This is a genomic window from Actinoplanes sp. 13, assembly GCF_056134165.1.
Genome location: NZ_JBVYOQ010000038.1, coordinates 53,305 through 78,574, shown reverse-complemented (window position 1 = coordinate 78,574; position 25,270 = coordinate 53,305). Strand labels below are relative to the sequence as shown.

The following is a 25,270-nucleotide window of genomic DNA, read 5'->3' as shown; positions in this document are numbered from 1 at the left end:
GCGCTGTGTTGGGCGGCGCTGTGTTGGGCGGCGCTGTGTTGGGCGGCGCTGTGTTGGGCGGCGCTGTGTTGGGCGGCGCTGTGTTGGGCGGCCGGCCAGGACGGCGTCAGCGCCGCGATCTGGGACGCGGTGAGGGCGTCGTCGCGGCGGTCCGGGCCCACGGCGCCGCCGACGTAGTGGTGGATCACGCAGTGTGCGCTGACCGCGGCCAGGCGCGGGGTGCGCGGGAGCTTGCGCAGCAGAAGTGCCTCCCGGTCGGCGGTCCGCGGCACCCGGACGTTGCAGGTGATCTCGGTGCCGCCCGAGGTGATCGACACCCAGCCGGTGTCGGGCCGGTGCGCCAGAGCCCCGGCGATCTGCGGGGCGGCGTCCGGTGCGGCGCGGAGACGGAGCATCCAGCTCTCGTACCCCAGCTCGATGGGGTTGGGCAGGCTGACCACCCGCAGCCCCGCCTCCTGGCGCAACCGGCGATAGCGCCGGGCGACCGTCTGGTCGGAGACCCCGAGCACCGTGCCGATCTCGCGATAGCCGGCTCGGCCGTTGATCCGCAGCGCGTGCGTGATCCGCCGGTCCAGATCATCGATTTCCACCAGCGCAACGGTAGTCGACGTCGAAATCCGCAAAGTGTGTTGAGCTGCCTAACGATCGCCGCCGGATCGGGGGCAATCTCGTCCGCATGCACAAGTGGTCACCCCTGCTCGCCGTCTGCCTCGGCACCTTCCTGCTGCTGGTGGACGTCACCATCGTCGTCGTCGCGTTGCCCACGATCGGCGCGACGTTCGAGGCCGGTTACACCGACCTGCAATGGGTCCTCGACGGGTACGCCCTGGCGCTGGCCGCACTGCTGCTCGGCGCCGGCTCGCTCGCCGACCGGTACGGCCGCCGCCGCACCTATCTCGCCGGGATCGGCCTGTTCGCCGCCTCCTCGCTGCTGTGCGCGGTCGCCCCGAACGAGCAGGCGCTGATCGCCGCCCGGATCCTGCAGGGCGCCGGCGGTGCGGCCATGTTCGCCACCACCGCGGCGCTGCTCAACGTGACGTACCACGGCAAGGACCGGGGTGTCGCGTTCGGCGTCTGGGGCGCGGTCAACGGCGCCGCCGCGGCCGCCGGGCCACTCGCCGGCGGGTTGCTCACCGAGTACTTCGGCTGGCGCTGGATCTTCCTGGTCAACCTGCCGATCTGCGTGGCGGCGGCCTGGTTCACGGTGCGCGGGGTGGCCGAGTCGACAGCGCCCCGGGCCGGCCGTTTCGACCTGCCGGGCACGATCAGCTTCACCGTGGCGGCCGGCACTGTGACGTACGGGCTGATCCGCGCCGGCGAAGCCGGATGGACCGACACCCCGGCCGTCACCGCGTTTGCGGCCGGTCTGCTCGCCCTGCTCGCGTTCGTCGTGGCCGAGCGCCGCTCCGATCACCCGATGCTGGACCTGTCGCTGTTCCGCCGTCGCTCGTTCACCGCGCTGATCGTGGCGGCGTTCCTCACCCAGGCCGCCGCCTTCGCCTATCTCCCGTTCACCACGGTCTGGCTCCAGCAGGTGCTCGGCAACGGCCCGGTCGACGCGGGCCTGGTCGGCGCCCTGCCGATGGCGGCCGCGTCCCTCGTCGTCGGCGCGGCCGCCGGCCGCCTCCTGCAGCGCGTCGCGCCCCGCTGGACGGTCGGCCTCGGCCTGCTCCTGATCGCGGCCGGCGACCTGTTGCAGGCCCGCCTGGACGCGAACAGCTCCGGCGGGGTGCTGATCCCCGGCCTGATCGTGGCCGGCATCGGTGTCGGCGCCGTGCTGCCCTCGCTGTCGTCGGCGGTGCTCGGCGAGGTGCCCCGCGAACGCAGCGGCATGGCAGGCGGCGCCCTGAACACATTCCGTCAGCTCGGCTTCGCGCTCGGCGTGGCAGTCTTCGGCACGATCTTCGCGGACCGGGTGAGCGACGGCCAGGGCCAACCGGCGGCCTTCGCCGACGGCCTGAACGCCACCCTGACCGTGGCCGGAATGACCGCCCTGATCGGGGCGGGCCTGGTGCTCCTCCTCGTGCGGCATCCCACCGTCCACGACGCGGCGCAGCCGGCCGCTGCCCGCCCCTGAAGCGATCCACGCTGGGCGTGCCCGGTCCTGATCAGTGGCGATCGCGGGGAAGATCATCGCTCGGCCCCCGGGCACAGGGCGCCGAACTCGGCGGCGCTGTGCCGCACGGAACTCGGCCGGGCGGGGGCCTGCTGGGCCGGGCGCCGGCGGCCGAGGGCGGCCAGGTGCTCGGCGATGCGGTCGGCGCCCGGCTGCGGCATGTCGTGCACGATCCGGCCGTCGGCGAGGACGATCACCCGGTCCGCGTACGACGCGGCCACCGGATCGTGGGTGACCATGATGACGGTCTGCCCGTGCTCGTCGACGACGTCGCGCAGCAGGGCCAGGACCTCGGCGGCCGTGCCGGTGTCCAGCGCGCCGGTCGGCTCGTCGCAGAAGATGACCTCCGGCCGGGTGGCGAGCGCCCGGGCGATCGCCACCCGCTGCTGCTGGCCGCCGGAGAGCGCCGACGGCCGGTGCCGCAGCCGGTCACCGAGCCCGACCCGCTCCACCACCCGGGCCAGCCAGTCGCGGTCCGGGCGGGCGCCGGACAGGCGCAGCGGCAGCACGATGTTCTCCTCGACGGTGAGCGCGCCGATCAGGTTGAAGGCCTGGAAGACGAAGCCGATCCGGTCGCGGCGCAGCTCGGTCAGCTTGGTCTCGGACAGCCGGGACAGCTCGGTCCCGGCGATCCAGACGTGACCACCGGTGGGCCGGTCGAGACCGGCCGCAACCTGCAGCAGCGTGCTCTTGCCGGAGCCGGACGGGCCCATCACCGCGGTGAAGGTGCCCCGCGCGAAGTCGGCGTCGACGCCGGCCAGCGCCCGGACGGGCGCCCCGTCGCTGGGGTAGGTGCGGGTGAGACCCTGGACGCGAACGGCGGGCTCGGTGCGAATCGACATGCCCTGAAGCCTGTCCGAACCGGAGCGCCCGGAAAATGCAGCCACCCGGCCAACGGGGGTACAGCAGGCGCTACCGGGATGCGGACCGGCGGCCCTCGGGCACGTCGTCGTACAGGTCCTTGACGCGGGTCAGTTTGAGCTTCAGGTTTACCTTGCAGTTCGGGCTGCCGCCCTCGACGATGTGTTCACCGAAGGTGACCGGGTACGTGATCTTCGCGTCGTAGAGGTTGACCGGATGGTGGCCGATCCACACGCTCTGAGTGACGTTTCCGGTGAGTGTGATCGTGTCCGATCCAGGGGTGTTGAGAAGGGCGTACTCGCCTGCCTGCGGTGTAACTTCGTACTTCGGCGGCAGCGGAGCGCCCACCGGCATCGGCTTGAGAGTGCCGAAGCTGAACTCGCCCAGCCCGGCCGGACGTGCGTACGGCCTCTTGTCGGCGGCCTCCCAGATCGGCTGGCCGTTGAGGTACAGGGCGCCGTAGAGCGAGGGGCTCCGGCACGGCCCCTTGACGTCTCCCCGCAGGCCCTCGATCCGCACCACGGTGCCGACCCGCACGCTCCGCGTCGGCACGACCGAGCAGGTGGTGAGGTTGTAGTTCGTCGTCTCGGAGAACGCCGCGGCGCTGTCCTTGACGACGTTGTCCACCTGGTAGGAGATCGGCACGGCCGAGCTGAGGGAGTTCATCTCCTTCAGGTAGTCGCCGATCTTGTGGGTGGCGATCAACGTCCGGGCGGCGCTCTCGTCACCGCCGACCGCAACGACGCCGTACCGGGCGGAATTGAGGATCGCCTGCGTCTCCGCGTCCACCTGCACGTTGCCGGACGCCGCCCCACCGTCGTACGCCAGGGACACGGCCGCCTTGAGTTTCTCCACCGACGATTTGGCCGTGACGCTGTAGATCAGCTTGCGACCGTAGACGATCTGCGAGACGACCACCGGCGGATTGGCGGGGCCGATGCGCCCGGCAGCCTCCTGCTCCTTCAGGTCCTCGATCGTGAACGTCCTGCCGAAATACCCGGCGGGCGTGGCCGGCTTCACCACTCTGACGGTGAACATCCGCTGGGTGACGGTGACCAGCAGACTCGAGTGGCCGGCCGTCCGGCTGATCCCCAGTGCGGCGCTCGCCTTCGCCCCGAGGTACTTCACCGAGATGCCGGCGTTCAGCAGCGCCTGCTCGGTGCTCTGCGCCTCGTCGCTGGTGTAGCTGTACACGGCGGGCGGCTGGACGTTCTCCTTCTGCGCCTCGGCCACCAGATCGTTGATCGACTGCTGGACGGTGGCTCCGGTGGGCGCCTGGACCGTCTTGCTGATGTCCTTCCCGGGGAGGTCGGCGAAGATCGTCAGCGGTGCCCGGTCCCGGACCGGGAGTTCGGCGAGGGATCCGGGGCCGCCCGCGTACCCGGATCCTTGCAGCAGCGCGCCGAGCCAGAGTTTGCCCGCGTCGGCGTTGAGCGCGACGATGTCGTCCGGATCAGCGGTGAGTGTCTTGGGCGTGGTCTGGCACTGGTACCTGATCTGGTCGACCACCGCGGTCGACGTGGTGGTGGGCCCGGCCGGATTGTCGGCGGCCGTTGTCGCGGTGAGCGCCGGCAGCCCGACGATGTACCGATTCAGGGCTTCGGTCTCGGGACCGGGCTTCGCGCCGGACGCGCCGGTCAGCGTGGACAGAGCCGCGAGGCCTGCCACCACCGCCCTCGTGCGCGAACTCCTCGGTGTGAATCTCATGGGTCTTTCGCCTCTCTTGACGTGGGTCCGCAGGGGTTGCCCCAACAAGCCTGGCAAAAGTGGTTTTATAGGGCTATTAGCAGGATTACGTACGGAGCTGGGCAGTGACCGACAGCTATCGACGGGCGCTCGACGGCGCCACCACGCTGCTTCAGCAAGTCGGCGCCGGAACTTCCTGGGCGGCTGTCCCCCCGATCGTCGCCGCGTGTCTGGGCGGCACCGCGAGTGTGCATGTCGAGGGCGTCACTCCGCCGCGGGCCGGCGTCTGGATGCCCGCCGGCCACGACGCTTTTCCTGAGGGCAGCATCGCCGGAGACGCGCGGGAGTGGCGCGGAAGTCCCTGTTCCGGCGGCACCGCTCACCACGTGGCGTTGCCGGCGTCCGCCAACAGCATTCTGGTCGTGTGCCGGGCGCACCGGCGGTTCGACGCGGGCGACCTGGAGGTGGCGCAGTGCCTACTGCCGTTGTTGCACAGCCTCAGGCGCCACGTCCACCAGCCGGACCGCCCCCGGCTGACGCCCCGGGAACTCGCCGTCCTCCGCGCGACAGCTGACGGTCTCACTGCCGCGGCCGCGGGCCGCCGCCTGGAGATCTCCGCGCGGACGTTCGAGAAACATCTGGAGCGGCTCTATCGCAAACTCGGCACCCGGGACCGCGTGCACACCGTGCTGCTCGCCCAGGAACTCGGCATTTTGCCGGTCAGTGCCGCGCAGCCGGCGGCAGCACCCCGAAGCGGCGCAGGAGCAGCAACGTAGTCAGTCGGTCCCGCGTCCCGCACTTGCGGTACGCGTTCTCCAGGTGCTTGTTGACGGTGTGCCCCGAGATGAGCAACCGGCGGGCGACCGCCGCGGTCGGCAGACCGTCGCCGAGCAGGGCCAGCACGGTGAGCTCGCGCGGCGTCAGGCCGAAATCGGCGCCCGGTTCCGGCGCGCCCGCCGACTCGCGCAGGCGCCGGGCCTCGCCGAGCTGGCGGCCGACACCGATCACCAGCGGCTGGATCGCCGTGGCCAGGTCACGTTCCCGGTCGGTGAAGTCGCGCCCCGAGCGGCAGATGATGAAGGCGGTCGCGACGCCTACCGGCGCGGGCAGCGGGATGGCCAGATGCCGGGTGCCGCCGTCCAGGTCCTGATCGCAGGAGTCGTACGTCTGCGTCGCTCGCCACGCGGAGGGTGCGACGACGTCGCTGACGGTCAGCGGGCTCGGATCCCGCTGCGCGGCGAAGGCGTGCGCGAGGGGATGCTGGGCGCCGTACACGCGGGCGCGTTCGGCCCACGGGATGGTGGCGACCTCCCCGGGCGCGCACGCGACCCCGGCGATGGTGCGGGCGGCCGGGTTGAACCCGTTCATGAACAGCGTGGCGGTGCCGCGCAGGCACGCGTTCAGCTGACCGGCGATCATCGTCGGGTAGCCGTCGGCCCGCAGGCCGTCCACCAGCGCGACAGCGAGATCCAGCACCTGACGATAGTCGCGCCCTGCGATACGTGCCATTTGTCCATTATTTGCCGATGGGCGAGCCGAGTGCCTCGTTTCAGAGCATCCCTCTCAGGCCTCTTTGAGGTAGCGCAGCACGGCGGTGACCCGGCGGTCCGCGGCGTCGTCCGGCGCCAGGTCCAACTTGGCGAAGATGCTGCGGATGTGCTTGTGCACGGCGCCCTCGGTGACGAACAGCTTCGCCGCGATCGCGGTGTTGCCCAGGCCCTCGGCCATCAGCGCGAGCACGTCGCGCTCGCGCGGGCTGAGCCGGGTCAGCGTGCTGTTCGGGCGGGAGCGGGCCAGCAGCTGGCCGACCACCTCGGGGTCGACGGCCGTACCGCCGCCGGCCACCCGGTGCAGCGCGGCGAGGAACTCCTCGACCCGGCCCACCCGCTCCTTGAGCAGATAGCCGAGCCCGGCGGCGCCGCCGGCCAGCAGGTCGGTGGCGAAGGCCTGCTCGACATAGGCGGAGAGCACCAGCACGGCGATCCCCGGCTGCCGGCGCCGGGCCTCGACCGCGGCCACGATGCCCTCGTCGGTGTGGGTGGGCGGCATCCGCACGTCGACGATGGCGACGTCCGGGCGGTACTCGTCGACCGCGGCGAGGAATTTGCCGGGCCCGTCGGTGGTGGCGACCACCTCCAGCCCTTCGGCGCGCAACAGCAGCGCCAGCCCTTCGCGCAGCAGGGGCTCGTCCTCGGCGATCACGATCCGCACGGCAGCTCCACGTCCATCGTCGTCGGCCCACCCGGTGGGCTCGTCACCATGAAGCGGCCATCGTAGGCCTCGACCCGGCGGCGGATGCCGGCCAGCCCGGAGCCGCCCGCCTCGTCCGCGCCGCCGCGCCCGTCGTCGCTGACCAGGATGCGCAGGCGGTCGTCGACGCGCCGCACGGTCACCGACGCCGTGGTCGCGCCGCTGTGCTTGGCGACGTTGGTCAGCGCCTCGGCCACCACGAAGTACGCGGTGGCCTCGACGGACACCGCGCACCGGCCGGGCACGTCGACCTCGGCCCGGCACGGCACCGGGCAGGTGCCGGCCAGGCCGGCCAGCGCCCCGGCCAGGCCACGGTCGTCGAGCACCGGCGGCAGGATGCTGCGCACGACCGCGCGCAACTCGGCCAGCGCCTGCTCGGTGGCCTCCTGCGCCCGGTCCAGGATGTCGCCGAGCGCGTCCGGGTTGCGTTCCCGGGCCCGGCGGGCGGCCCCGACCAGCACGGTGAGCGCGACCAGACGGTTCTGCGTGCCGTCGTGCAGGGCCCGCTCGATGCGGCGCAGCTCGACGGCGTGCGCGTCCAGGGCGGCGGCGCGGGTGGCGGTCAGCTCGGCCACCCGCAGCGACAGGTCGACGTCGCCGGCCGGTGGCAGCAGCCGCCGGCCGGGGAGCCCCTGCAGCCGCCCGACGGCCGGGCCGAGGGTCACCGCGGCGACCGCGAACACCACCCCGATCAGGCCGACCACCAGGGCGTCGCCGAGCCCGTCGATGCGCCAGCCGATGAAGCCGGGCCCGCCCAGCGCGGGGTCGAGCGTCCAGTACCAGAGCGGATAGGTCGCGTACTGCACGGCGTACAGCGGCAGCGAGAGGCCGAAGAACCCGACCAGCAGCCCGGCCGTGCCGTGCACGGCCGTCCACGCCAGCTCGCGGCGCACCGTGGGGTCACGCACGGCCTCGCGGGTGGTCGCCGGCAGCGGCGGCGGCCCGATCACCTCGGGCCCGCGGCGGGTGAGCCGGGCCCGTTCCCGGTCGGCGACCGCCCGGACCGCCCGCAAGACCGTCGGCACGAACAGCAGGCCCACCCCGACCAGGCACGCGACCGCGACCGAGGCCGCCCAGAGCAGCGCCGCCAGCGCGAGCAGTGAGGTGCCGAGGCCACCGACGACGGTCTCCAGCGCGTCGACGACGACGCGCAGTCTCCGGATCATCCGCGGTGGCATCCGACAGACGATAGAGGTCGCGGCGGCCGGGCGAAGTACAGCAGGCTGTACTACAAGGAGGCGAGCTGGCGGGATCGTTCGCGGGCCTGGCGGCTCATAGCGTTACCGGCATGACTGATCCGTACCGCATCGCCGAGCCGTCCACCACCGAAACCCGCTCGCACCGTGAGCCGTGGGGCGTACTGCGCCCGGTGCTGTGGCTGTTGTTGATCGTCAGCCTGGCCGCGAACGCCGCCACCTCGACGATGGGCTTCAGCGTCCTGCTCAGTGCGGCGTTCGGGCTGGTCGCCCTGGCCTGCGCCACCGCGCTCATCATGCAGCACTACCGGAACCGCCGAACTCATTGACAGGCTTCTTTTCCCGGCCGGAGGATGGGAGCGCTCCCACACCTCAGTCCAGGAGGCCGTCGTGCACCAACCCCGTCCGTGGCGCGCGCTCGCGAGCACCGTCCTGCTCGCGGCGATCGCCGCCCTCGCCCCGGCGCCACCCGGCGCCCTCGCCGCCGTCCCCGCCACCGACACCCGCGTCGACGTGGACGTCCGGGCCGGGCTCGCCACCGTCGGTGACGTCGCCGTCGGCGTCAACCACGCCATCTGGGACTCCCAACTCGGCACCCCGGCCGTCGCCGACCTGCTCGGCGACGCCGGCGTGAAGATGGTGCGCTACCCCGGCGGGTCCTACGCCGACATCTACCACTGGCGCGACCACACCGCGCCCGGCGGCTACGTCGCGCCGAACACCGACTTCGACACGTTCATGGCCGGCGCGCGACGGACCGGTGCCGAACCGATGATCATCGCCAACTACGGCACCGGCACCGCCCAGGAAGCGGCCGACTGGGTGCGGTACGCCAACATCACCAAGGACTACGACGCGACGTACTGGACCATCGGCAACGAGAACTACGGCAACGGCCACTACGGCTCGGCCTGGGAGGCCGACGAACACGCCGACAAGAGCCCCAAGGAGTACGCGGCGACCGTCGTCGCGTACGCCGAGGCGATGAAGGCCGTCGACCCCACCATCAAGATCGGTGCCGTGCTGACCATGCCCGGCAACTGGCCGGACGCCATCGTCGGACCGGGCGACACCGGCAGCTGGAACGCCGAGGTGCTCACCCGGGCCGGCTCGGCCATCGACTTCGTGGACGTGCACTGGTACCCGGGCGGCAGCACGCCGGCCGAGACGCTCGCCCGGACCGCGCACATCCCGGACGCCGTCCAGCTGCTGCGGCAGCAGCTCGCGCAGTACGCCGGCGACCACACCGGCCGGATCGGCATCAGCATGACCGAGACGAACGTCGAGGTGGGCCGCAACACCCAGCCGGGCGCGCTGTTCCTGGCCGACGTCTACAGCGGCCTGCTCGCCCAGGGCGTCTTCACCGTGCACTGGTGGAACGTCCACAACGGCATGGGCACCGTCTCCGAGGTGGCCGGGCACACCGACTACCAGGACTACGGGCTGCTCTCCAGCGGCAACTGCAACGCCGACAACACCGTCTGCCAGCCACCGCTCAACACGCCGTTCGCGCCGTACCACGCCCTGTCGATGGTCGGCGACTTCGCCCGCTCCGGTGACCGGTTCGTCGGCACCGGCACCGACAACGAACTGGTCAGCGCGCACGCCGTGCGGCGGGCCGACGGCGAGGTGGCGGTGCTGCTGATCAACAAGGATGCGGCGGCGGCGCACACGGTGGCGCTGAACTACCACGGCTTCGCGCCGGCGGCCGGCGCCGCGACGGTCGCCAGCTTCGGCAACGGGGACGACGGGATCAGCACCACCCAGGCCGGCAGCGCAGCCACGCAGACACTCGCCCCGTACGAGATCAAGGTGGTGACCCTGCGCCCGGCCCGCACCGAGACCGCCGTGCCGAAGGCACCGGCCCGGCCCACCGCGATTGTGACCGACCGCACCGCGACAATCTCCTGGCCGGCGCCGGCGAGCGGCGTCAAGTACGAGGTGTACCGGCAGAACGGCGGCATCAGCGAACTGCTCGGCGAAACCACCGGCACCTCGCTGACCGTGCGCAACCTCGACCCGGGCCGCCGGTACACGATCAACGTGCTGGCCCGCGACGGCGCCGGGCGGCTCTCCGCCGCGTCGCCGCCGCTGACCTTCACCACCGGCACCCCGGCCGGCGCGGCCTGCACGGTGAAGTTCCGCGACACCAACGACTGGGGCAACGGGTACGTCGGCCAGGTCGACATCACCAACAACGCGGCCGCCGCCGTGAACGGGTGGACGCTCGCGTTCACCTGGCCGACCGGATGGCAGAGCGTCAGCAGCGGGTGGAGCGCCACCTGGACGCAGAGCGGCCGCACGGTCCGGGTGACCAGCGACGGCAGCCTGGCGGCGGGCGCGTCCACGTCGGCCGGCTTCGTCGGCTCCTACAGCGGGCCGAACGTGCTGCCGACGGTGTTCACGCTCAACGGCACGGTCTGCACCAGCGAGTAAGCCTCGGGAGAGGGCCGCGGCCTCGCCGGTCGCGGCCCGCCCACGGGAACGTGCTTCTGGAGGAAGGCCAGGATCCGGGCGGACACCGACGGGTACGCCGGATGGCCGGGATTCAGGTACTGCCCGTGCCCGGCGCCGGGGATCCGGACGAACTGCTTCGGCCACGGCACCGCCTCGTACGCGGCCCGGCCGGCTTCGAGCGGAACCACCTGATCCTTGTCGCCGTGCAGGAACAACACCGGGGCGCCCGGCCCGGCGAACGCGGTGGGCGGCCTGCGCCCGGCCACCGACACGGCCGCGCGCAGGGCCGGCGAGTGGCCCCGGCGCAGCAGGCCCAACGTGGTGGTCCCGCCGGCCGAGAAACCCACGGCCGCGACCCGGCCGCTGTCCAGGTGCGGCGCGAGGTCACCGGTGGCGAGCTGCCGCAGCACGTACGCCGCGTCGGCGGGCTGCCGGCGCACGTCGCGGGCATCGACCTCCACCCGAGCGTTGGTGTGCGGATAGGCGGGGGCCGCGACGACGTAACCGGCTTGCGCCCAGCCGGTGGCCAGCGGCGCGAACTGCTCGGGCAGGCCGCCGAGCCCGTGGCTGAACACCACGATCGGATGCCGGCCGGCCGCGATCCCGGCGCCGCCGGGGCCGGCGGGGTACCAGAGCGTGGTGGGCAGCGGGCGGTCGGCGCCGCGGGCGAACTGCACGACGCGCGACACGACGCGGGGGCCGGGCGCCGGGGTGGTGGCCGGGGCCGCGGCTTGTGCCCGGGGCGCGGTGCCACACCCGGCGAGCAGCAGTAACCCCGCCGCCACCAGTGCACCGATCCCCCGCATGACCGTGACTCTAGGAACTCGCGGCAACGGTCGGCGACCACGTTGCGGGTGACGTCGTACCCCGTTCGGCTGACAGCCGGTCCCCTCAGCGGCGCCGGCCGCGCCGCTTGAACTTCGCCGCCCGGCCCGGTCACCGGAGCTGTCCCGCGGCCAGCCCGCTCTGCACCTGCCGGTGGAACACCAGATAACCGGCGAGGACCGGCAGCATCGCGATCGTCATCCCCGCGAACAGCCCGCTGAAGTCGCCCCTATAGCCCTCGTTGACCGCCAGCGCGGTGAGCCCCTGCGCCAGCACCCACCGGCGCTGCGCGCCCTCGCCCTGCATGAGCACGATGGGCAGGACGTACTGGTTCCACTGGAACAGGAAGTTGAAGATGCCGACGCTGACCAGCCCCGGCCGGGCCATCGGCAGCATCACCCGGAAGAACAGCCCGAAGTGCCCGCACCCGTCGACCATCGCGGCCTCGGCGACCGAACCGGGCAGGGTGCGGAAGAACGCGGTCAGGAAGAACACCGTGAACGGCAGCGAGTACGCCGCGTACACCAGCGTCAGGCCGGGCAGGGTGCCGAGCAGGCCCAGGTCGCGCACCACGAAGAAGAGCGGCACCAGGGCCAGGAAGACCGGGAACATCATGCCGCCGACGAAGGCGAAGTAGACGATCCGGCTGCCGCGGAATTGGTATCGGGCCAGCACGTACGCCGCCATGGCGCCGAGCAGCATGGTGAGCGCGAGCGCGCCGGTCACCACGACGGCGCTGTTCAGAAAGTATCGCCCGATGTGCGCCTCGTTCCAGGCGCGGCCCCAGTTCTCCCAGCGCAGCTCCGCGGGCAGGCCCCAAGGGTCGGTGAGGATCTCGTTGTCGCTCTTGAACGAGCTGAGCACCGCCCAGGCCAGCGGCACCGTGGTGAGCAGCGCCCAGACGGCCAGGAACGCGTGGGACAGGGCCGGCACCACCCGGCCGGGTGCAGCAGGCGCCGGCGCCTGCTGCCGGTCCGGGGACCGGGTGAGGACCGCCGTCACAACTCCACCCGATCGCGGCGGGTGACCCGCAGGAACATCACGGCCACCGTCAGCGTCAGGAAGAACATCGCCACGCCGATGGCCGACGCGTACCCGAACTGGCCGTCGGCGAAGGCGGTCCGGTAGAGCCGCAGGCCGACGACGTCGGACGACGAGCCCGGCCCGCCGTCGGTGATGATCTGCACGACCGCGAACCCGTCGATCGCGATGATGGCCAGATAGACCCAGGCCACCTGGATGGTGTCCCACACCAGCGGCACCGTGATCCGGACCAGCGTGGTGCCGCGGCTCGCCCCGTCGAGCAGCGCCGCCTCGTAAAGATCGCGCGGGATCGACTGCATGGCCGCGCTGAACAGGACCACGTAGAAACCCACGTTCATCCAGATCAGCACGCCGAGCACGCACCAGAACGCGAACCGCGGGTCACCCAGCCACGCCACCGCCAGAGCGTCCAGCCCCACCGCCCGCAACGCACCGTTGATCATGCCGGTGTGCGGCGCGTACATCTCCTTCCAGAGCACCCCGATGATCGCCACCGACAGCACCTGCGGGAAGAAGTAGACGACGCGGTAGAACCCGGCCCCGCGGACGCCGTGCACGCCGGCCCGGCCGGCCCGGCCGCCGACGCTGATCATCGAGGCGAAGAACAGGCCGAGCAGGATGGTGGCCGCCGGGAGCAGCAGGAGCAGCAGCCCGTTGTGGCGCAGGGCGTTCCAGAAGTAGCCGTCGGCGAGCAGCCGCCGGAAGTTGTCGGTGCCGACGAACTCGTAGGACGGCGACAGGCCCGTCCAGTTCGTCCCGGCGATCGGGAACACCTGCGCGTACGGCGAGACGACGAAGACGCCGTAGAGCAGCAGCGGCGGTATCAGGAAGACGGCGATGAACAGCCGCTTGCCGCGCACGTCAGGCCCGCTTGTATTTCTTGACCGCGGGATCCCGGGCGAACTCGTCGGCGGACTGCTGCACCTTGTCGCACCACTGGGCCGCGGTGATCCGCCGGGCGAACAGGTCGGCGGTGGCCGCGTTCACCCGCTCACGTTCGAGTTTGCGGTAGTACGACGAGTACAGCCAGGTGAACGCACCGCCGTTCGAGGCGTCGATCAGCCGGGTGACCGACGTGAGACCCGGCCCCAGCTCGACGCCCTGCGCGGCGCCCCGCACACAGGTGAGGCTGCTGACCTTGCGGGTGAAGTCGGCGGCGCCCTGCCGCGACAGCATGACCCGCAGGTATTCCAGGCCGCCACGGACGTTCTTGGCCTTGGCCGGCACGATGAACGGCTCACTGCCGGTGCCCCGGAACGCCTCGAACGGCATCGCCTCGCCGGTGGAGAGCGCGGGCGTGGGCGCGACGGCCATCCGGAAGTCCGGCGGGGTGACCGATTTCTGCTCGTTCTCCAGCCAGGAGCCGCAGGACAGGAAGGCGGCGTTGCCCCGGCACCACTCGGTCTGCGACTGGATGTGGTCCATGCCCTCGGCGCCCGGCTGCAGATAGCCGTCCACGGCGAGCTGGTAGTAGGCCTCGGCGGCGGCGCGCACCGCCTCGTGCTTCCAGGCGTTCGGTTCCAGGTTGTCGATCGCCGTGATCACGCCGAGGCCGCCCGACTTCCCGGCGGCGGCCAGGATCGGCCAGCTCATGTAGCGGGCGTGCTTGCCCGGATAGGTCCAGGGCGCGATGCCGGCCGCCTTGATCTGCTTGCAGAGCGCGATCATCTGGTCCCAGGTCTTCGGGTACGCCCAGCCCCTCGCCTCGAACAGCTTTTCCGAGTACCAGATGCCGTACGCGGAATAGGCGTAGTTGAGAGCCATGAACTTGCCGTCGTACGAGCCGACGTCCACGATGCCGGGCAGCAGGGTGTCCCGGACCTTCGTCGCCGGGTCGTCCAGACTCGGGGCGTCGAGCAGCTCACCGAGGTCGGTCAGCGCGTGCTGGGAGACCAGCCCGTTGAAGTCGATCTGGCTGCCGCCGGAGTTGTTCACCACGTCCGGCGGGTCGCCGGCCACGAAGCGCGGCTGCAGCGTCTCGGCGATCTGCTGGGTGGCCGAGTGCTTGATCTCCGCCTTCGGGTGCCGCTGCACGTACATCGCCTGGTGCGCCTTCGCGTACTCCTCGCCGAAGCCGCCGTTGAAGATGACCACCTCGAGCGGCGCGTCCGGCTTCACGCCGAGCGGGTTCTCCGCGCTGGCCTCGCCCTCGGCGCCCTCGGTCGCGTCGTCGCCGCCGCCCAGCGCACACCCGGTCAGCGTGCTCGCGGCGGCGGCGCCCGCCGCGCCCTGGAGCAGCCCGCGCCGGCTGATCCGGTTTCCCATCGTCGGCTCCCGCCTGTCAGTCGTCACGGTTCCAGCCGTCGGCGGCGAAGCTGGACGCGCCGTCGAGGAGGATCGCTCCGGGCTCGGTCACCCGGAGCCGGTCGAGCAGGACGCCGCGGCCCTGCGAGGCGGCGTCGGTGCGATAGCTGACGCGCAGCCGGCCGGTGCCGGGCGGGACGTCCGCGGTGACCCGCCACCAGTGCCGGCCGCCGAAGCCGGTGAGCGTCCCGCCGCTGGTCACCGGCTCGCGGCCGGCGCTGAGCAGCATCGGGACGGGCGCCCAGGCCACACCGTCCGCCGACGACTCGACCAGCACCGTGTCGAATCCGGGCTCAGTGTCGTACCACAGCAGGAATCGAGCTTGCGCCCGCTCGCCCGCCGCGCGCCGCAGCGGCGCGGTCAACGTCATGATCGCGCTGTCGCGCGTCTCGGTCCGCCAGGGTGACCCGCCGCCGGCAGGTGCGGGGATCCGGTGGGCGGCGGCGAAGGTACGCGCCAGAGCGCGCCGTGCGACGTGGATGCTCGCCCACGACCGGTCGGGATGCACCCGGTTGCTCAGCAGGATCAGGAACGACTGCTCCAACGGGTCGATCACGACGGACGTGCCGGTGAATCCGGTGTGCCCGAACGTGACCGGCGAGGTCATGCCGTCCATGTAGACGTGTTTGGCCAGCTCGAAGCCGAGGCCGCGGGAGCTGTCCGGCTGCTGCGGGAGCAGGTCGGCGTTGTAGTCGGCCAGTGCCTGCCGGACCGTCCGCGCGCTGAGGATGCGCACGCCCCGGTAGGAGCCGCCGTTCAGCAGCGTCTGGCACAGCAATGCCAGGTCATCGGCGGTGGAGAAGATCCCGGCGTGCCCGGCGACGCCGCCCAGCGCCCAGGCGTTCTCGTCGTGCACCTCGCCCCGCACCACGCCACGGTTCACCGCGGGCTGATATTCGGTGGCGGCGATCCGGTCGAGCCGCCGCGGGTCCGGCCGGTAGCCGGTGTCGCGCATCCGCAGCGGGCCGGTGACGCCGTCGGCGACCGCGTCCGCCAGCGGCTTGCCGGTGACCCGCTCGACCAGCACGCCGAGGGCGATCAGCCCGATGTCGGAATAGGTGTACTGCCGGCCGGGCGTGGTGCCGTCGGTGACCGGTGTGGCCAGGGCGGCGGCGAGCCGCGTCGCGGGCGTGGGATGGCTGCTGTGGAACGGCCGGAACGCGGGCAGCCCGGAGGTGTGGGTGAGCAGGTGCCGGGCCGTCACCGCCTGCTTGCCGCCGGCCGCGAACTCCGGGACCGAGTCCGCGACCGGCGCGTCCAGATCCAGCCGGCCGGCCTCGGCCTGCTGGAGAACCACGATGGTGGTGAAGAGCTTGGAGATGGAGGCGAGGTCCCACAGCGTGTCGGTGCGGGCCGGGACGCGCTGCTGCGGCGGCAGCTCGGCGATCCCGCCGGGCCCGGCGGCGTAGCGGACCGCGTCGCCGACCGCGAACCGCGACACCACGACGCCGTGGCGGGCGGCGAGCACGGTGGCACCCGCGTAGGCCGGCCGGCCGGGGTGGTCGGGGGTGGGCGCCAGATATGCCGAGGCCAGGCTGGGCATCGCCGCGACCGGGCCGGGGAGCAGGCCGGCCTGGCGCGGGTCACCGGCGCGCAGCACGTCGTGCCGGAACCGGATGTCGGCCGGCCCCACCACGGGCACCGGCACGGCAGCCGACGCCGGCGCACCCGCGACGAGACAAGCCGTCACACCGAGCGCGACCATCCACCACAACCTGGTCATCAACGCCTCTCTATCCGCCGATCAGTCGAGAATGAATGTTTCCTTCGCGACATGCAAGGGTCGTGAAGCTTATTGCCATCGCACCGTGACACGGCTACCTTCGGGCACCATGCGAACGCGTACGGTGGCCTTCCTCGCTCTCATCGCCCTGGGAGTGACCATCCCGGCTGCCCCGAGCGCCGCATCCTCCCCGATCGACACCCTGCTCGCCCGGATGACGCTGCCGCAGAAGGTCGGCCAGCTCTTCACCACGTATGCGTACGGCGCCGACGCGACCGCCCCGTCGGCCGCCGACGCCGCGGTCAACCGCCGCCTCTTCAGGGTGGACACCCCCGCCGAGGTGGTCGCGAAATACCACCTCGGCGGGGTCGTCCACTTCGCCTGGACCAACAGCCTGCAGAACCCGCGCCAGATCGCCACGCTCAACAACGGGCTGCAGGCCGCCGCGGCGGTGCCGCTCACCATCTCCACCGACCAGGAACACGGCGTGGTCAGCCGGATGCCGGCGCCGGCCACCCGGTTCCCCGGCGGGATGGCGCTCGGCGCCGGCCGCAGCCCCGTCGACGCCTTCCGTGCCGGGCAGGTCACCGGCGCCGAGCTGCGGGCGGTCGGGATCAACCAGGCCTGGGCCCCGGTGGCCGACGTCAACGTCAACCCGGCCAACCCGGTGATCGGGGTGCGCTCGTTCGGCAGCGACCCCGGCCTGGCCGCCGCGCTCACCGCGAGCCAGATCGCCGGGCTCCAGCTCGGCGCCGGCATCTCGGCGTCCGCCAAGCACTTCCCCGGGCACGGCGACACCGCCACCGACAGCCACACCGGACTGCCGGTGATCACGCACACCCGCGCGGAGTGGGACCGCGTCGACGCGCCGCCGTTCCGCGCCGCGATCGCGGCCGGCGCGGACACCGTCATGAGCGCGCACATCGTGGTCCCGGCGCTCGACCCGGCCGGCGATCCGGCCACCCTGTCGAAACCGATCATCACCGGGCTGCTCCGCGGCGAGCTGGGCTACCGCGGCGTGATCGTCACCGACTCCCTGGAGATGGCCGGGGTGCGCCAGAAGTACGGCGACGACCGGGTGCCGGTGCTCGCCCTCAAGGCCGGCGTCGACATGCTGCTGATGCCGCCGGACCTGCCGGTGGCCTTCGACGCCGTGCTGCGCGCGGTGGCCGCCGGCGAGCTCACCGAGGCCCGCATCGACGAGTCGGTGCGCCGGATCCTGACCATGAAGCAGCGGCGCGGCCTGCTGACCCGTGGACCGGCCGACCCGGCGGCGGCCGAGCGCACGGTCGGGTCGGCCGCGCACCTGCGGGTCGCCAGATCCGTCACCGACCGCACGGTGACCGCGATCCGCAACGACGCCGGCCTGCTGCCCTGGTCCGGCGCGGGCAGATCGGTGCTGGTCACCGGATGGAACTCCAGCACCCACGACACCGTGGCCGTGCTGGCGGCGGCGCTGGGCGGCACACCGCTGCCCGCCAACGCGCCGGACGACGCGAAGGTCGCCGAAGTGGTGACCGCTGCCGAATCCGCGGATCTCACCGTCGTGCTCACCCACAATGCCACTGACGCCAAGCAACAGGCCCTGGTGGCGGCGCTGCTCGACACCGGGAAACCGGTCGTGGTGGTGGCCGTGCGCAACCCGTACGACATCGTGTCGCTGCCGGGCGTCAGCACGTACCTGGCCACCTACAGCTACACCGGAGTCGCCATGGAATCCCTCGCCCGGGTGCTGACCGGCGCCGTGCCGCCGCGGGGAAAGCTGCCGGTGGAGATCCCCGGGCGGTACCCGTACGGCCACGGGCTGACCTGGCGGGTCCGGTGAAACGGCGCGGCCTGCTGGTGGCCGGGGCAGCCGGGGCGGCCGCCGCCGGGCTCCCCGGACAAGCGGCGGCCGCGAAACCCGGCCTGCTCCCCCGCGTGCCGGTGCGCACCGGGATGGACCGGCTCGCCGCCACCGGCTGGGACGTCGTCGAGGGCGAGCGGGTCGGGGTGGTCTCCAACCCGACCGCCGTGGACCGCTCCTACCGGCACCTGGTGGACCGGATGCACGCCGACGGGGTGACCATCGGCGGCGTCTTCGGGCCGGAGCACGGCTTCCGCGGGTCGGCCCAGGCCGGCGGCAGCGAGGGCACCGGCATCGACGCCCGCACCGGGCTGACGGTGTACGACGCCTATCTCGCGACGGCCGGCAAGTGGGACCAGATGTTCACCGCATCCGGCGTGCGCACCGTGGTCTTCGACATCCAGGACGTCGGCGCCCGGTTCTACACCTACATCTACACGCTGTACGACTCGATGGCCGCGGCCGCCCGGCTCGGCCTGCGCTACGTGGTGCTGGACCGGCCCAACCCGATCGGCGGCCGGGCGTACGGCCCGATGATGACCGACGGCTTCACCTCCGGCGTGGGCCGGCTCGCCATCGTGCAGCAGCACGGCATGACGGTCGGCGAACTGGCCCGGTTCTACAACGGCGAGTTCCTGTCCGGCCAGGTGCGGCTCGAGGTGATCCGGTGCACCGGCTGGGCCGGGCGGCTGCGGGCCGGCGACACCGACCTGCCGTGGGTGCTGCCCAGCCCGAACATGCCCACCCCGGAGACCGCGGTGGTCTATCCGGGCACCGGGATGTTCGAGGGCGTGGCGTCGCTGTCCGAGGGCCGCGGGACCACCCGGCCGTTCGAGCTGATCGGCGGGCCCGACTTCGACTACCGCTGGTGCGACCGGGTGGTGGCGCTGGACCTGCCCGGCGCCGAGTTCCGCGAGGCCTACTTCACGCCCACCTTCGGCAAGTTCGCCGGCCGGCTGTGCGCCGGGATCGAGGTGAAGGTGACCGAGCAGGCCGTGTTCGACCCGATCCGCACGGCGGTCGGCATGCTGGTCGAGGCCCGCAAAGAAGCGGCGTTCGCCTGGCGGCTGGACGGCAGCCGGCACTTCATCGACCTGCTCACCGGGTCGTCGCGGCTGCGCACGATGATCGACGCGGGGGCGACGGCCGACGAGGTGACCGGGGCGTGGTCCGCCGAGCTGGCGGCGTTCGAGCGACAGCGCCGGCCCCACCTGCTCTACTCCCGGATCGGCACATGAGCGCTGCCCGCCCCGGGGGGCAGTCCCCCCGTGATGATCGGGGGTTCACTGCGAACCCCGAGTCACCACACGGGACTGCCGGTCAGCCGCGCGTGCATCACCGGCGACACGGGGACGCCGGTGAGCCGGGCGACTGCCAGGGCAGCGGCCCCGCCGGCGCCGTCGAGCGCCGGGCGGGGCCCGACGGAGGTGCGCGTCCTCAGCCCGGCGCGCACCGCCCGTCCGACCGGCCCGGATGCGAGCAGCACCGAGCCGGCCAGCACCACGACAGCGCCGGGTGGCGGCCCGACGCTGTCGAGGGTGTGCAGCAGACGATCGGCGGCGGCCGCGCAGATCCGGGCGGCCACCGGGTCACCGGCCTCGGCGGCGGCACCCACCGCGGGAGCCAGCCGGCCCAGCGCGGCGGGCGGGACGGCGAACGCGGCCGCGACCAGCGCCTGCGCGACGTCGTCCGGCGCGGTTCGGAAGTGCTCGCGCGCGACCTCCACCAGGGTGGTCGGCTCGCCCCGGCCGTCCAGGGCGGCCAGCGCGGCACGCAGCGCACGGACACCGATCCACACCGCGGAGCCCTCGTCGCCCAGCAGCCAGCCGTACCCGTCGCAGCGCCGCACCAGCTCGCCGCCGGCGAACCGGGCGGCCAGGGCGCCGGTCCCGGCGAGCAGCAACACGCCGTCCGGATCCGGCGTGCCGGCCGCGTAAGCCACCTCCAGGTCGGTCACCGTGACCACCGCGCCGGTCAGCCCGGCACGCTGCCAGGCGTCGGCCGCAGCCTCGCGGAACGCCGCACGACCAGCCCCGGCCGATCCCGCCGCACCCAGGACGCCGAGCCGCACCTCGGTGCGGTCCAGCCCGTCCAGTGCCTCGGCGAGCGCCGCACCCAGGGCCGCGCCCACCTCGCCGCCACTGCTGTTGCGGTTGGCGCCGCCGGCCACGCCCCGGCCGGCCACCGTGCCGTCGAGGGTCGCGACCACACACCGCGTGGTCGTGGCGCCGGCATCGACGCCCACCACCATCGTCATCCGCCGACCGTAACCGACGACCAGAGGGACTCCTTGATGACAGGCTCATCTGAGACGGTGGTGCGCGCCCGCGGGCTGCTGCCCTCACTGTCGCCGGCCGAGCAACGGGTGGCCCGGGTGGTCATCGACGAGGCGGCCACCGCGTCCCGGCTGACGATCAGCGACCTGGCCGAGCGGGCCGGCTCCAGCGAGGCCACGGTGATCCGGTTCTGCCGGGCGATGGGCTTCGGCGGCTACTCCGCGCTGCGGCTGACCCTGGCGACCGAGGCCGGCCGGGCCTTCCACGACGCCACCGTCGACGACGCGCCGGTGGGCAGCGACATCAGCGAGGAAGACGATCTGACCCAGGTGGTCCGCAAGATCGCCTTCGCGGACGCCCGGGCGGTCGAGGAGACCGCCGCGCAGATCGACATCACGGTGCTGGAGCAGGTGGTCGCCCTGGTGGCCGCAGCCCGGCGGGTGGACATCTACGGCGTCGGCGCGAGCGCGTTCGTGGCCAACGACTTCCAGCACAAGCTGCACCGGATCGGCCGCGTGGCGTACGCGTGGAGCGACACCCACGTGGCGCTGACCAGCGCGGCGCTGCTGGACGAGCGGGACGTCGCGTTCGGCATCTCGCACACCGGCACCACCAGCGACACCATCGACGCCTTCGCCGAGGCGGGGCGGCACGGGGCGCGGACGGTCGCGTTGACGAACTTCCCCAAGTCGCCGATCACCCGGATCGCCGACCTGGTGCTGACCACCGCGGCCCGGGAGACCACGTTCCGCTCCGGGGCGATGGCCAGCCGGCTGGCCCAGCTGACCGTCATCGACTGCGTGTTCGTCGGGGTCGCCCAGCGCACCTACCCGCAGACCCGGACCGCTCTCGACGCGACCTACGCCGCGGTGCGCGGGCGCCGGCTCGGCACGGACCGGAGCCGCGGGTGAGGCCGGTGGACGAGGCGCCGCTGTCGCGGACCGAGCAGCGCAACCCGGACAGCGCCTCGATCGACCGGATGTCCAGCTTGGAACTGCTGCGCCTGATCAACGCCGAGGACAGCCGGGTGCCGCTCGCGGTCGCCGGCGTGCTGCCCGAGCTGGCCGCCGCGGTCGAACTGGCAGTGACGGCGCTCAGCGACGGGCACCGGGTGCACTACTTCGGCGCCGGCACCTCCGGGCGGATCGCGGTGCTGGACGCGGCGGAGCTGATCCCGACGTTCGGCCTGGAGCCCGGCCGGGTGGTGGCGCACATCGCGGGCGGGCCGCCGGCGCTCACCGGACCGTCCGAGGCGGCCGAGGACGACCAGGAGGCCGGGGCGGCGGCGGCCGCCGGCGTCGAGTCGGGGGACGTCGCCGTGGGGGTGACCGCGAGCGGGCGCACCCCGTACGTCCGGGCCGCGCTGGCCGCGGCACGCGCCCGCGGCGCCTGCACCGTGCTGGTCTCGGCGAACCCGGCGTCGCCGATCGCCGCCGACGTGGACGTGCACGTGGCGCCGGACACCGGGCCGGAAGTGGTCACCGGCTCCACCCGGATGAAGGCCGGCACCGCGCAGAAGCTGGTGCTCAACGCGTTCTCGACGGCGACCATGGTGCGCCTGGGCCGCACCTACTCCAACCTGATGACCGACATGCTGGCCAGCAACGCCAAGCTGCGCGACCGGCAGCTGCGGATCCTCGCCGAGGCCACCGGAGCCGGCGTGGAACGCTGCCGGGAGGCACTGCTGGAGGCCGGCGGCGACGCCAAACTCGCCGTGGTGACGCTGATCTCCGGCGCCGGCGCGGACACTGCGGGGCGTGCCCTCGCTGTGACCGAGGGGCACGTCTTTCGGGCGCTGCGTCTGCTTGACGGCACAGTCCGTAGTTTTTAGCGCGATCGGCAACAAATCGGGCTCCTCGATACGTCACTAGCGAAAGAGGCGGTGCCACCGCCACGAATCGCGAGGGACTCCGATGACGCCTGAAACTGTGCGGCGCCGGCTGCTGACGACGGTCTCGGCCGGGTGGCGCCGGCTGCCACGCTGGTGCCGGCGCACCGTCGCGGGCCTGACCGCGCTCACCCTGGTCCTGCTCGTCGCCGCCTCCGGGTACGTCGCGAGCGTCGACCTGCCGCCGCAGATCGGCCCCACCCAGGCCTCGGTGCTCTATTACCGCGACGGCACGACGGTCCTCGCCCGGATCGGGCTGACCGACCGCACCGACGTGAGCCTGGACCGGGTGCCGCTCCCGGTCCGGCGCGCGTTCCTGGCCGCCGAGGACCGGGGGTTCTACGACCACGGCGGGGTCTCGGTCCGGGGGCTGGTCCGCGCGCTCTGGTCGAACGTGGTGCACGACGACGCCCAGGGCGCGTCCACGATCACCCAGCAGTACGTGCGCAACGCCTATCTGACCCAGGAGCGGACGGTCAGCCGCAAGGCCCGGGAGGCCGCCCTCGCACTGAAGGTGGAGGACCGGTACAGCAAGGACGAGATCCTCGAGCGGTATCTCAACACCATCTACTTCGGGCGTGGCGCGTACGGCATCGAGGCCGCCGCCCGGGCCTTCTTCGGCACCTCCGTGGACCGGCTGGACGCCGCACAGGGCGCCGTGCTCGCGGCCATGGTGAAGGACCCGACGCAGGGCGACCCGGCGGTCGACCTGGAGTGGGCGCAGGACCGGTGGAAGTGGATCCTCCAGGCGATGAGCGACCAGGGCTGGCTCCCGGACGGCGCCGCCGCGCGCACGCCGTACCCGGTCGTCGCCGCCGAGTCGGTCACCTCCAGCACCGTCGGCGGCCCGCTCGGGCTGATCGCGGACCGCGTCGAGGACGAGCTCAACGAACTGGGCATCAGCCGCCAGCAGGTCCGCGTCGGCGGCCTGCACATCACCACCACGATCGACGCCGGCGCGCAACAGGCCGCCATGAACAGCGTCGCCGGCGCCCTGAGCGGGCAGCCGAAGGAACTGCGGGCCGCGCTGGTGGCCGTCGACCCGCAGGACGGGGGCGTACGCGCCTACTACGGCGGCGACCGCGGCCGTGGCTACTTCGACGACGCGCTCGCGGCCCGCCCACCCGCCTCGACCTTCAAGCCACTGGTCCTCGCCGCCGGTGAGGAACGCGGCATCGGCTTCGGGTCGCTGTTCAACGGCACCTCGCCCCGCCAGTTCCCGGACCGCGGCGGCGCGCCCCTCTACAACCAGGGCAACCTGCAGTGCCCGATCTGCTCGCTGAACACCGCGATGGTGCACTCGCTCAACACACCGTTCTACGCGCTGACCGAACAGATCGGCCCGGACGCGGTCCGCGAGGTCGCGCATCGGCTCGGTGTGCCGAAGAAGTACGGCAAGCGGGACACCCTCGTCGACGTGGCGGGCGAACCGGAACCCGGCCGCACCCGCGCGGACATCGCCCTGGGCCGGTACCCGGTCGCCCCGGCCGACATGGCAGGCGTCTACGCCGCGCTGGCCGGCGGCGGGCGCCGGGCGGAACGGCACTTCGTCGGGTCGGTCACCACGGCCGGCGGAGCGGTCCTGCACGAACACGAGGTGCGGGCCGAGCAGGTCCTGTCCGAGGGCACCGCCGCGGACGTCGGCGCGGTGCTGGCGCAGGTCGTCGAGCACGAGGGATCGGTTCCCGGCATCCAGGCGGCCGCGAAGACCGGGTCCCAGCAGTGGGCCGACACCACCGACTCGTCCGACGCGTGGACGGCCGGCTGGACGCCGGGGCTGGCCGCCGTCACCTGGGTGGGCCGCGAGAAACCGGGACCCATCCGGCAGGCCGACGGCAGATCCATCAACGGCGACGGGATGCCGTACCGGATGTGGCGGCAGTTCCTCGGCACCGCACTGCCGGACGAACCCGCGCGCAGGCTGCCCGAAGCCGCCCGGATCGGCGAGAGTCGGGCCACCGACCTCGAAACCCTGCCGCGGGACGTCAAACCGGTGCGCGACGTGGTCTATCCCGGGCCGCAGAAGGGTGACCTGGTCGACCCCGGCAAGGCGGTCGGCACCCACGCGGAGCGGGTCGCCCGGCTGACGAAGGCGCTCGACGAGTACGCCTCCGGCGTGCCCGACTTCGCGGTCTCGGTCAGCGACCGCCGGACCGGACAGCGCTACGACTACCGCGGCGACCGGTCGTTCCGCACCGCGAGCATCATCAAGGTGCCGATCCTGGCCGCGCTGCTGCTGCGCGCCCAGGACGAGAACCGGCAGCTGACCAAGGCGGAGAAGAACCGCGCCACCAAGATGATCCGGGCCAGCGACAACCCCGCGGCGAAGCGCCTCTACACCGATGTCGGCGGCGCCGACGGGCTGCGGGAGGCGGTCCAGCGGCTCGGTCTGCGCGAGACCAGCCCCGCCGGGTCCTCCGGCCTGTCCACCACCACGGCCGACGACCAGGTCCGGATGCTGGCCGCCCTCACCGAGCCGGGCAGCCCGCTGACCGAGGCCAACCGGGACCTGATGCTGCAGCTCATGTCGTCGGTCAACGCGGACCAGAACTGGGGCGTCAGCGCCGCCGCCTTCGCCGGCGAACGGGTCTCGGTCAAGAACGGCTGGCTGGCGCGGGAGTCCGACGGGCACCGCTGGATCGTCAACAGCACCGGCCGGGTCAGCGACGACGACACCGACGTCCTGCTGGCGGTCCTCTCCTACGGCCACCAGAGCCGGCAGGACGGCATCACGGTCGCCGAGCAGGTCGCCGCGCTGACCCGCACCTACCTCGGCTGGTGAGCCACGGGCGGCGGGG

21 protein-coding genes are annotated in these 25,270 nt (G+C 72.7%); 9 read left to right on the top strand and 12 right to left on the bottom strand.

The window, feature by feature from the left end; translation table 11 throughout:
- Nucleotides 1-590, bottom strand: a 590-nt coding sequence (locus AC0NH5_RS39320) for an Lrp/AsnC family transcriptional regulator (protein ID WP_474412863.1), incomplete at its 3' end; no start/stop codon positions are given.
- Nucleotides 591-676: 86 nt separating this feature from the next.
- On the opposite strand from AC0NH5_RS39320, the gene AC0NH5_RS39315 reads away from it, so the two are divergent.
- Nucleotides 677-2,077 (top strand): MFS transporter, encoded by a 1,401-nt coding sequence (locus AC0NH5_RS39315; protein WP_474412861.1) that lies wholly within the window; start codon nucleotides 677-679, stop codon nucleotides 2,075-2,077.
- A 53-nt stretch (nucleotides 2,078-2,130) separates the two neighbouring features.
- On the opposite strand, the gene AC0NH5_RS39310 is transcribed toward AC0NH5_RS39315, so the two are convergent.
- Together AC0NH5_RS39310 and AC0NH5_RS39305 are read right to left on the bottom strand one after the other, a co-directional pair.
- Nucleotides 2,131-2,958, bottom strand: coding sequence for an ABC transporter ATP-binding protein (locus tag AC0NH5_RS39310; protein ID WP_474412859.1), 828 nt, complete (start codon nucleotides 2,956-2,958; stop codon nucleotides 2,131-2,133).
- Nucleotides 2,959-3,028: 70 nt separating this feature from the next.
- Entirely contained in the window at nucleotides 3,029-4,645 is a 1,617-nt protein-coding gene (locus AC0NH5_RS39305; RefSeq protein WP_474412857.1) for a thiol-activated cytolysin family protein, read from the bottom strand.
- Nucleotides 4,646-4,788: 143 nt separating this feature from the next.
- Between AC0NH5_RS39305 and AC0NH5_RS39300 the strand changes: the two genes are divergently transcribed.
- A complete protein-coding gene (locus tag AC0NH5_RS39300) occupies nucleotides 4,789-5,439 on the top strand; it encodes a response regulator transcription factor (RefSeq protein ID WP_474412855.1) in 651 nt (216 codons plus the stop codon).
- Here the strand turns inward: AC0NH5_RS39300 and AC0NH5_RS39295 are convergent.
- From AC0NH5_RS39295 to AC0NH5_RS39285, 3 genes are read right to left on the bottom strand one after another with little or no spacing between them, the layout of a single operon-like run.
- The gene (locus tag AC0NH5_RS39295; protein ID WP_474412853.1) at nucleotides 5,384-6,172 is read right to left on the bottom strand and encodes a helix-turn-helix transcriptional regulator; all 789 of its coding nucleotides are present in this window, start codon (nucleotides 6,170-6,172) and stop codon (nucleotides 5,384-5,386) included. The two genes, AC0NH5_RS39300 and AC0NH5_RS39295, sit on opposite strands and share 56 nt — an antisense overlap.
- Before the next feature lie 54 nt (nucleotides 6,173-6,226).
- Entirely contained in the window at nucleotides 6,227-6,874 is a 648-nt protein-coding gene (locus tag AC0NH5_RS39290; RefSeq protein WP_474412851.1) for a response regulator transcription factor, read from the bottom strand.
- The gene (locus AC0NH5_RS39285) at nucleotides 6,862-8,091 is read right to left on the bottom strand and encodes a sensor histidine kinase (protein WP_474412849.1); all 1,230 of its coding nucleotides are present in this window, start codon (nucleotides 8,089-8,091) and stop codon (nucleotides 6,862-6,864) included. The genes AC0NH5_RS39290 and AC0NH5_RS39285 overlap by 13 nt, the downstream gene beginning before the upstream one ends.
- A 110-nt stretch (nucleotides 8,092-8,201) precedes the next feature.
- On the opposite strand from AC0NH5_RS39285, the gene AC0NH5_RS39280 reads away from it, so the two are divergent.
- Nucleotides 8,202-8,438, top strand: a complete 237-nt coding sequence (locus AC0NH5_RS39280) for a hypothetical protein (RefSeq protein WP_474412847.1) — start codon at nucleotides 8,202-8,204, stop codon at nucleotides 8,436-8,438.
- 61 nt (nucleotides 8,439-8,499) lie between these two features.
- Nucleotides 8,500-10,545 carry a cellulose binding domain-containing protein gene (locus AC0NH5_RS39275; protein ID WP_474412845.1) on the top strand — a complete coding sequence of 682 codons (2,046 nt, stop codon included), beginning with the start codon at nucleotides 8,500-8,502 and terminating at the stop codon, nucleotides 10,543-10,545.
- Here AC0NH5_RS39275 and AC0NH5_RS39270 read toward each other — a convergent pair.
- The 5 genes from AC0NH5_RS39270 to AC0NH5_RS39250 all read right to left on the bottom strand — a co-directional run bounded on the left by AC0NH5_RS39270 (nucleotide 10,479) and on the right by AC0NH5_RS39250 (nucleotide 16,462).
- Complete coding sequence (locus AC0NH5_RS39270) at nucleotides 10,479-11,372, bottom strand: alpha/beta hydrolase family protein (RefSeq protein ID WP_474412843.1); 894 nt, start codon at nucleotides 11,370-11,372, stop codon at nucleotides 10,479-10,481. The genes AC0NH5_RS39275 and AC0NH5_RS39270 overlap by 67 nt on opposite strands.
- Before the next feature lie 130 nt (nucleotides 11,373-11,502).
- Nucleotides 11,503-12,393 (bottom strand): carbohydrate ABC transporter permease, encoded by an 891-nt coding sequence (locus AC0NH5_RS39265; protein WP_474412841.1) that lies wholly within the window; start codon nucleotides 12,391-12,393, stop codon nucleotides 11,503-11,505.
- On the bottom strand, nucleotides 12,390-13,295 hold the full coding sequence (locus tag AC0NH5_RS39260; RefSeq protein WP_474412839.1) for a carbohydrate ABC transporter permease: 906 nt from the start codon (nucleotides 13,293-13,295) through the stop codon (nucleotides 12,390-12,392). Before AC0NH5_RS39260 ends, AC0NH5_RS39265 begins: the two co-directional genes overlap by 4 nt.
- Nucleotide 13,296: 1 nt before the next feature.
- On the bottom strand, nucleotides 13,297-14,700 hold the full coding sequence (gene ngcE, locus AC0NH5_RS39255; protein ID WP_474412837.1) for an N-acetylglucosamine/diacetylchitobiose ABC transporter substrate-binding protein: 1,404 nt from the start codon (nucleotides 14,698-14,700) through the stop codon (nucleotides 13,297-13,299).
- Between the two features lie 16 nt (nucleotides 14,701-14,716).
- Nucleotides 14,717-16,462 (bottom strand): serine hydrolase domain-containing protein, encoded by a 1,746-nt coding sequence (locus AC0NH5_RS39250; protein ID WP_474412835.1) that lies wholly within the window; start codon nucleotides 16,460-16,462, stop codon nucleotides 14,717-14,719.
- A 109-nt stretch (nucleotides 16,463-16,571) separates the two neighbouring features.
- On the opposite strand from AC0NH5_RS39250, the gene AC0NH5_RS39245 reads away from it, so the two are divergent.
- Both AC0NH5_RS39245 and AC0NH5_RS39240 read left to right on the top strand, forming a co-directional pair.
- The gene (locus AC0NH5_RS39245; protein ID WP_474412833.1) at nucleotides 16,572-18,287 is read left to right on the top strand and encodes a glycoside hydrolase family 3 protein; all 1,716 of its coding nucleotides are present in this window, start codon (nucleotides 16,572-16,574) and stop codon (nucleotides 18,285-18,287) included.
- Nucleotides 18,284-19,546 (top strand): exo-beta-N-acetylmuramidase NamZ family protein, encoded by a 1,263-nt coding sequence (locus tag AC0NH5_RS39240; protein WP_474412832.1) that lies wholly within the window; start codon nucleotides 18,284-18,286, stop codon nucleotides 19,544-19,546. The genes AC0NH5_RS39245 and AC0NH5_RS39240 overlap by 4 nt, the downstream gene beginning before the upstream one ends.
- Before the next feature lie 62 nt (nucleotides 19,547-19,608).
- Here AC0NH5_RS39240 and AC0NH5_RS39235 read toward each other — a convergent pair whose 3' ends face one another.
- The gene (locus AC0NH5_RS39235) at nucleotides 19,609-20,565 is read right to left on the bottom strand and encodes a BadF/BadG/BcrA/BcrD ATPase family protein (protein ID WP_474412830.1); all 957 of its coding nucleotides are present in this window, start codon (nucleotides 20,563-20,565) and stop codon (nucleotides 19,609-19,611) included.
- A 36-nt stretch (nucleotides 20,566-20,601) separates the two neighbouring features.
- On the opposite strand from AC0NH5_RS39235, the gene AC0NH5_RS39230 reads away from it, so the two are divergent.
- From AC0NH5_RS39230 to AC0NH5_RS39220, 3 genes are all read left to right on the top strand, one after another.
- Nucleotides 20,602-21,495 carry a MurR/RpiR family transcriptional regulator gene (locus AC0NH5_RS39230; protein ID WP_474412828.1) on the top strand — a complete coding sequence of 298 codons (894 nt, stop codon included), beginning with the start codon at nucleotides 20,602-20,604 and terminating at the stop codon, nucleotides 21,493-21,495.
- On the top strand, nucleotides 21,492-22,415 hold the full coding sequence (murQ, locus tag AC0NH5_RS39225) for an N-acetylmuramic acid 6-phosphate etherase (RefSeq protein ID WP_474412826.1): 924 nt from the start codon (nucleotides 21,492-21,494) through the stop codon (nucleotides 22,413-22,415). The genes AC0NH5_RS39230 and murQ overlap by 4 nt, the downstream gene beginning before the upstream one ends.
- 82 nt (nucleotides 22,416-22,497) lie before the next feature.
- Nucleotides 22,498-25,254, top strand: coding sequence for a transglycosylase domain-containing protein (locus AC0NH5_RS39220; protein ID WP_474412824.1), 2,757 nt, complete (start codon nucleotides 22,498-22,500; stop codon nucleotides 25,252-25,254).
- Nucleotides 25,255-25,270: the final 16 nt, after the last annotated feature.

Excerpts from the sequence above, each read along its gene's own strand:
- AC0NH5_RS39315 (WP_474412861.1), top strand. The coding sequence starts at position 677 with ATGCACAAGTGGTCACCCCTGCTCGCCGTCTGCCTCGGCACCTTCCTG.
- AC0NH5_RS39310 (WP_474412859.1), bottom strand. The coding sequence starts at position 2,958 with ATGTCGATTCGCACCGAGCCCGCCGTTCGCGTCCAGGGTCTCACCCGC.
- AC0NH5_RS39295 (WP_474412853.1), bottom strand. The coding sequence starts at position 6,172 with ATGGCACGTATCGCAGGGCGCGACTATCGTCAGGTGCTGGATCTCGCT.
- AC0NH5_RS39285 (WP_474412849.1), bottom strand. The coding sequence starts at position 8,091 with ATGCCACCGCGGATGATCCGGAGACTGCGCGTCGTCGTCGACGCGCTG.
- AC0NH5_RS39280 (WP_474412847.1), top strand. The coding sequence starts at position 8,202 with ATGACTGATCCGTACCGCATCGCCGAGCCGTCCACCACCGAAACCCGC.
- AC0NH5_RS39270 (WP_474412843.1), bottom strand. The coding sequence starts at position 11,372 with ATGCGGGGGATCGGTGCACTGGTGGCGGCGGGGTTACTGCTGCTCGCC.
- ngcE (WP_474412837.1), bottom strand. The coding sequence starts at position 14,700 with ATGGGAAACCGGATCAGCCGGCGCGGGCTGCTCCAGGGCGCGGCGGGC.
- AC0NH5_RS39250 (WP_474412835.1), bottom strand. The coding sequence starts at position 16,462 with ATGACCAGGTTGTGGTGGATGGTCGCGCTCGGTGTGACGGCTTGTCTC.
- AC0NH5_RS39245 (WP_474412833.1), top strand. The coding sequence starts at position 16,572 with ATGCGAACGCGTACGGTGGCCTTCCTCGCTCTCATCGCCCTGGGAGTG.
- AC0NH5_RS39235 (WP_474412830.1), bottom strand. The coding sequence starts at position 20,565 with ATGACGATGGTGGTGGGCGTCGATGCCGGCGCCACGACCACGCGGTGT.
- AC0NH5_RS39230 (WP_474412828.1), top strand. The coding sequence starts at position 20,602 with ATGACAGGCTCATCTGAGACGGTGGTGCGCGCCCGCGGGCTGCTGCCC.
- AC0NH5_RS39220 (WP_474412824.1), top strand. The coding sequence starts at position 22,498 with ATGACGCCTGAAACTGTGCGGCGCCGGCTGCTGACGACGGTCTCGGCC.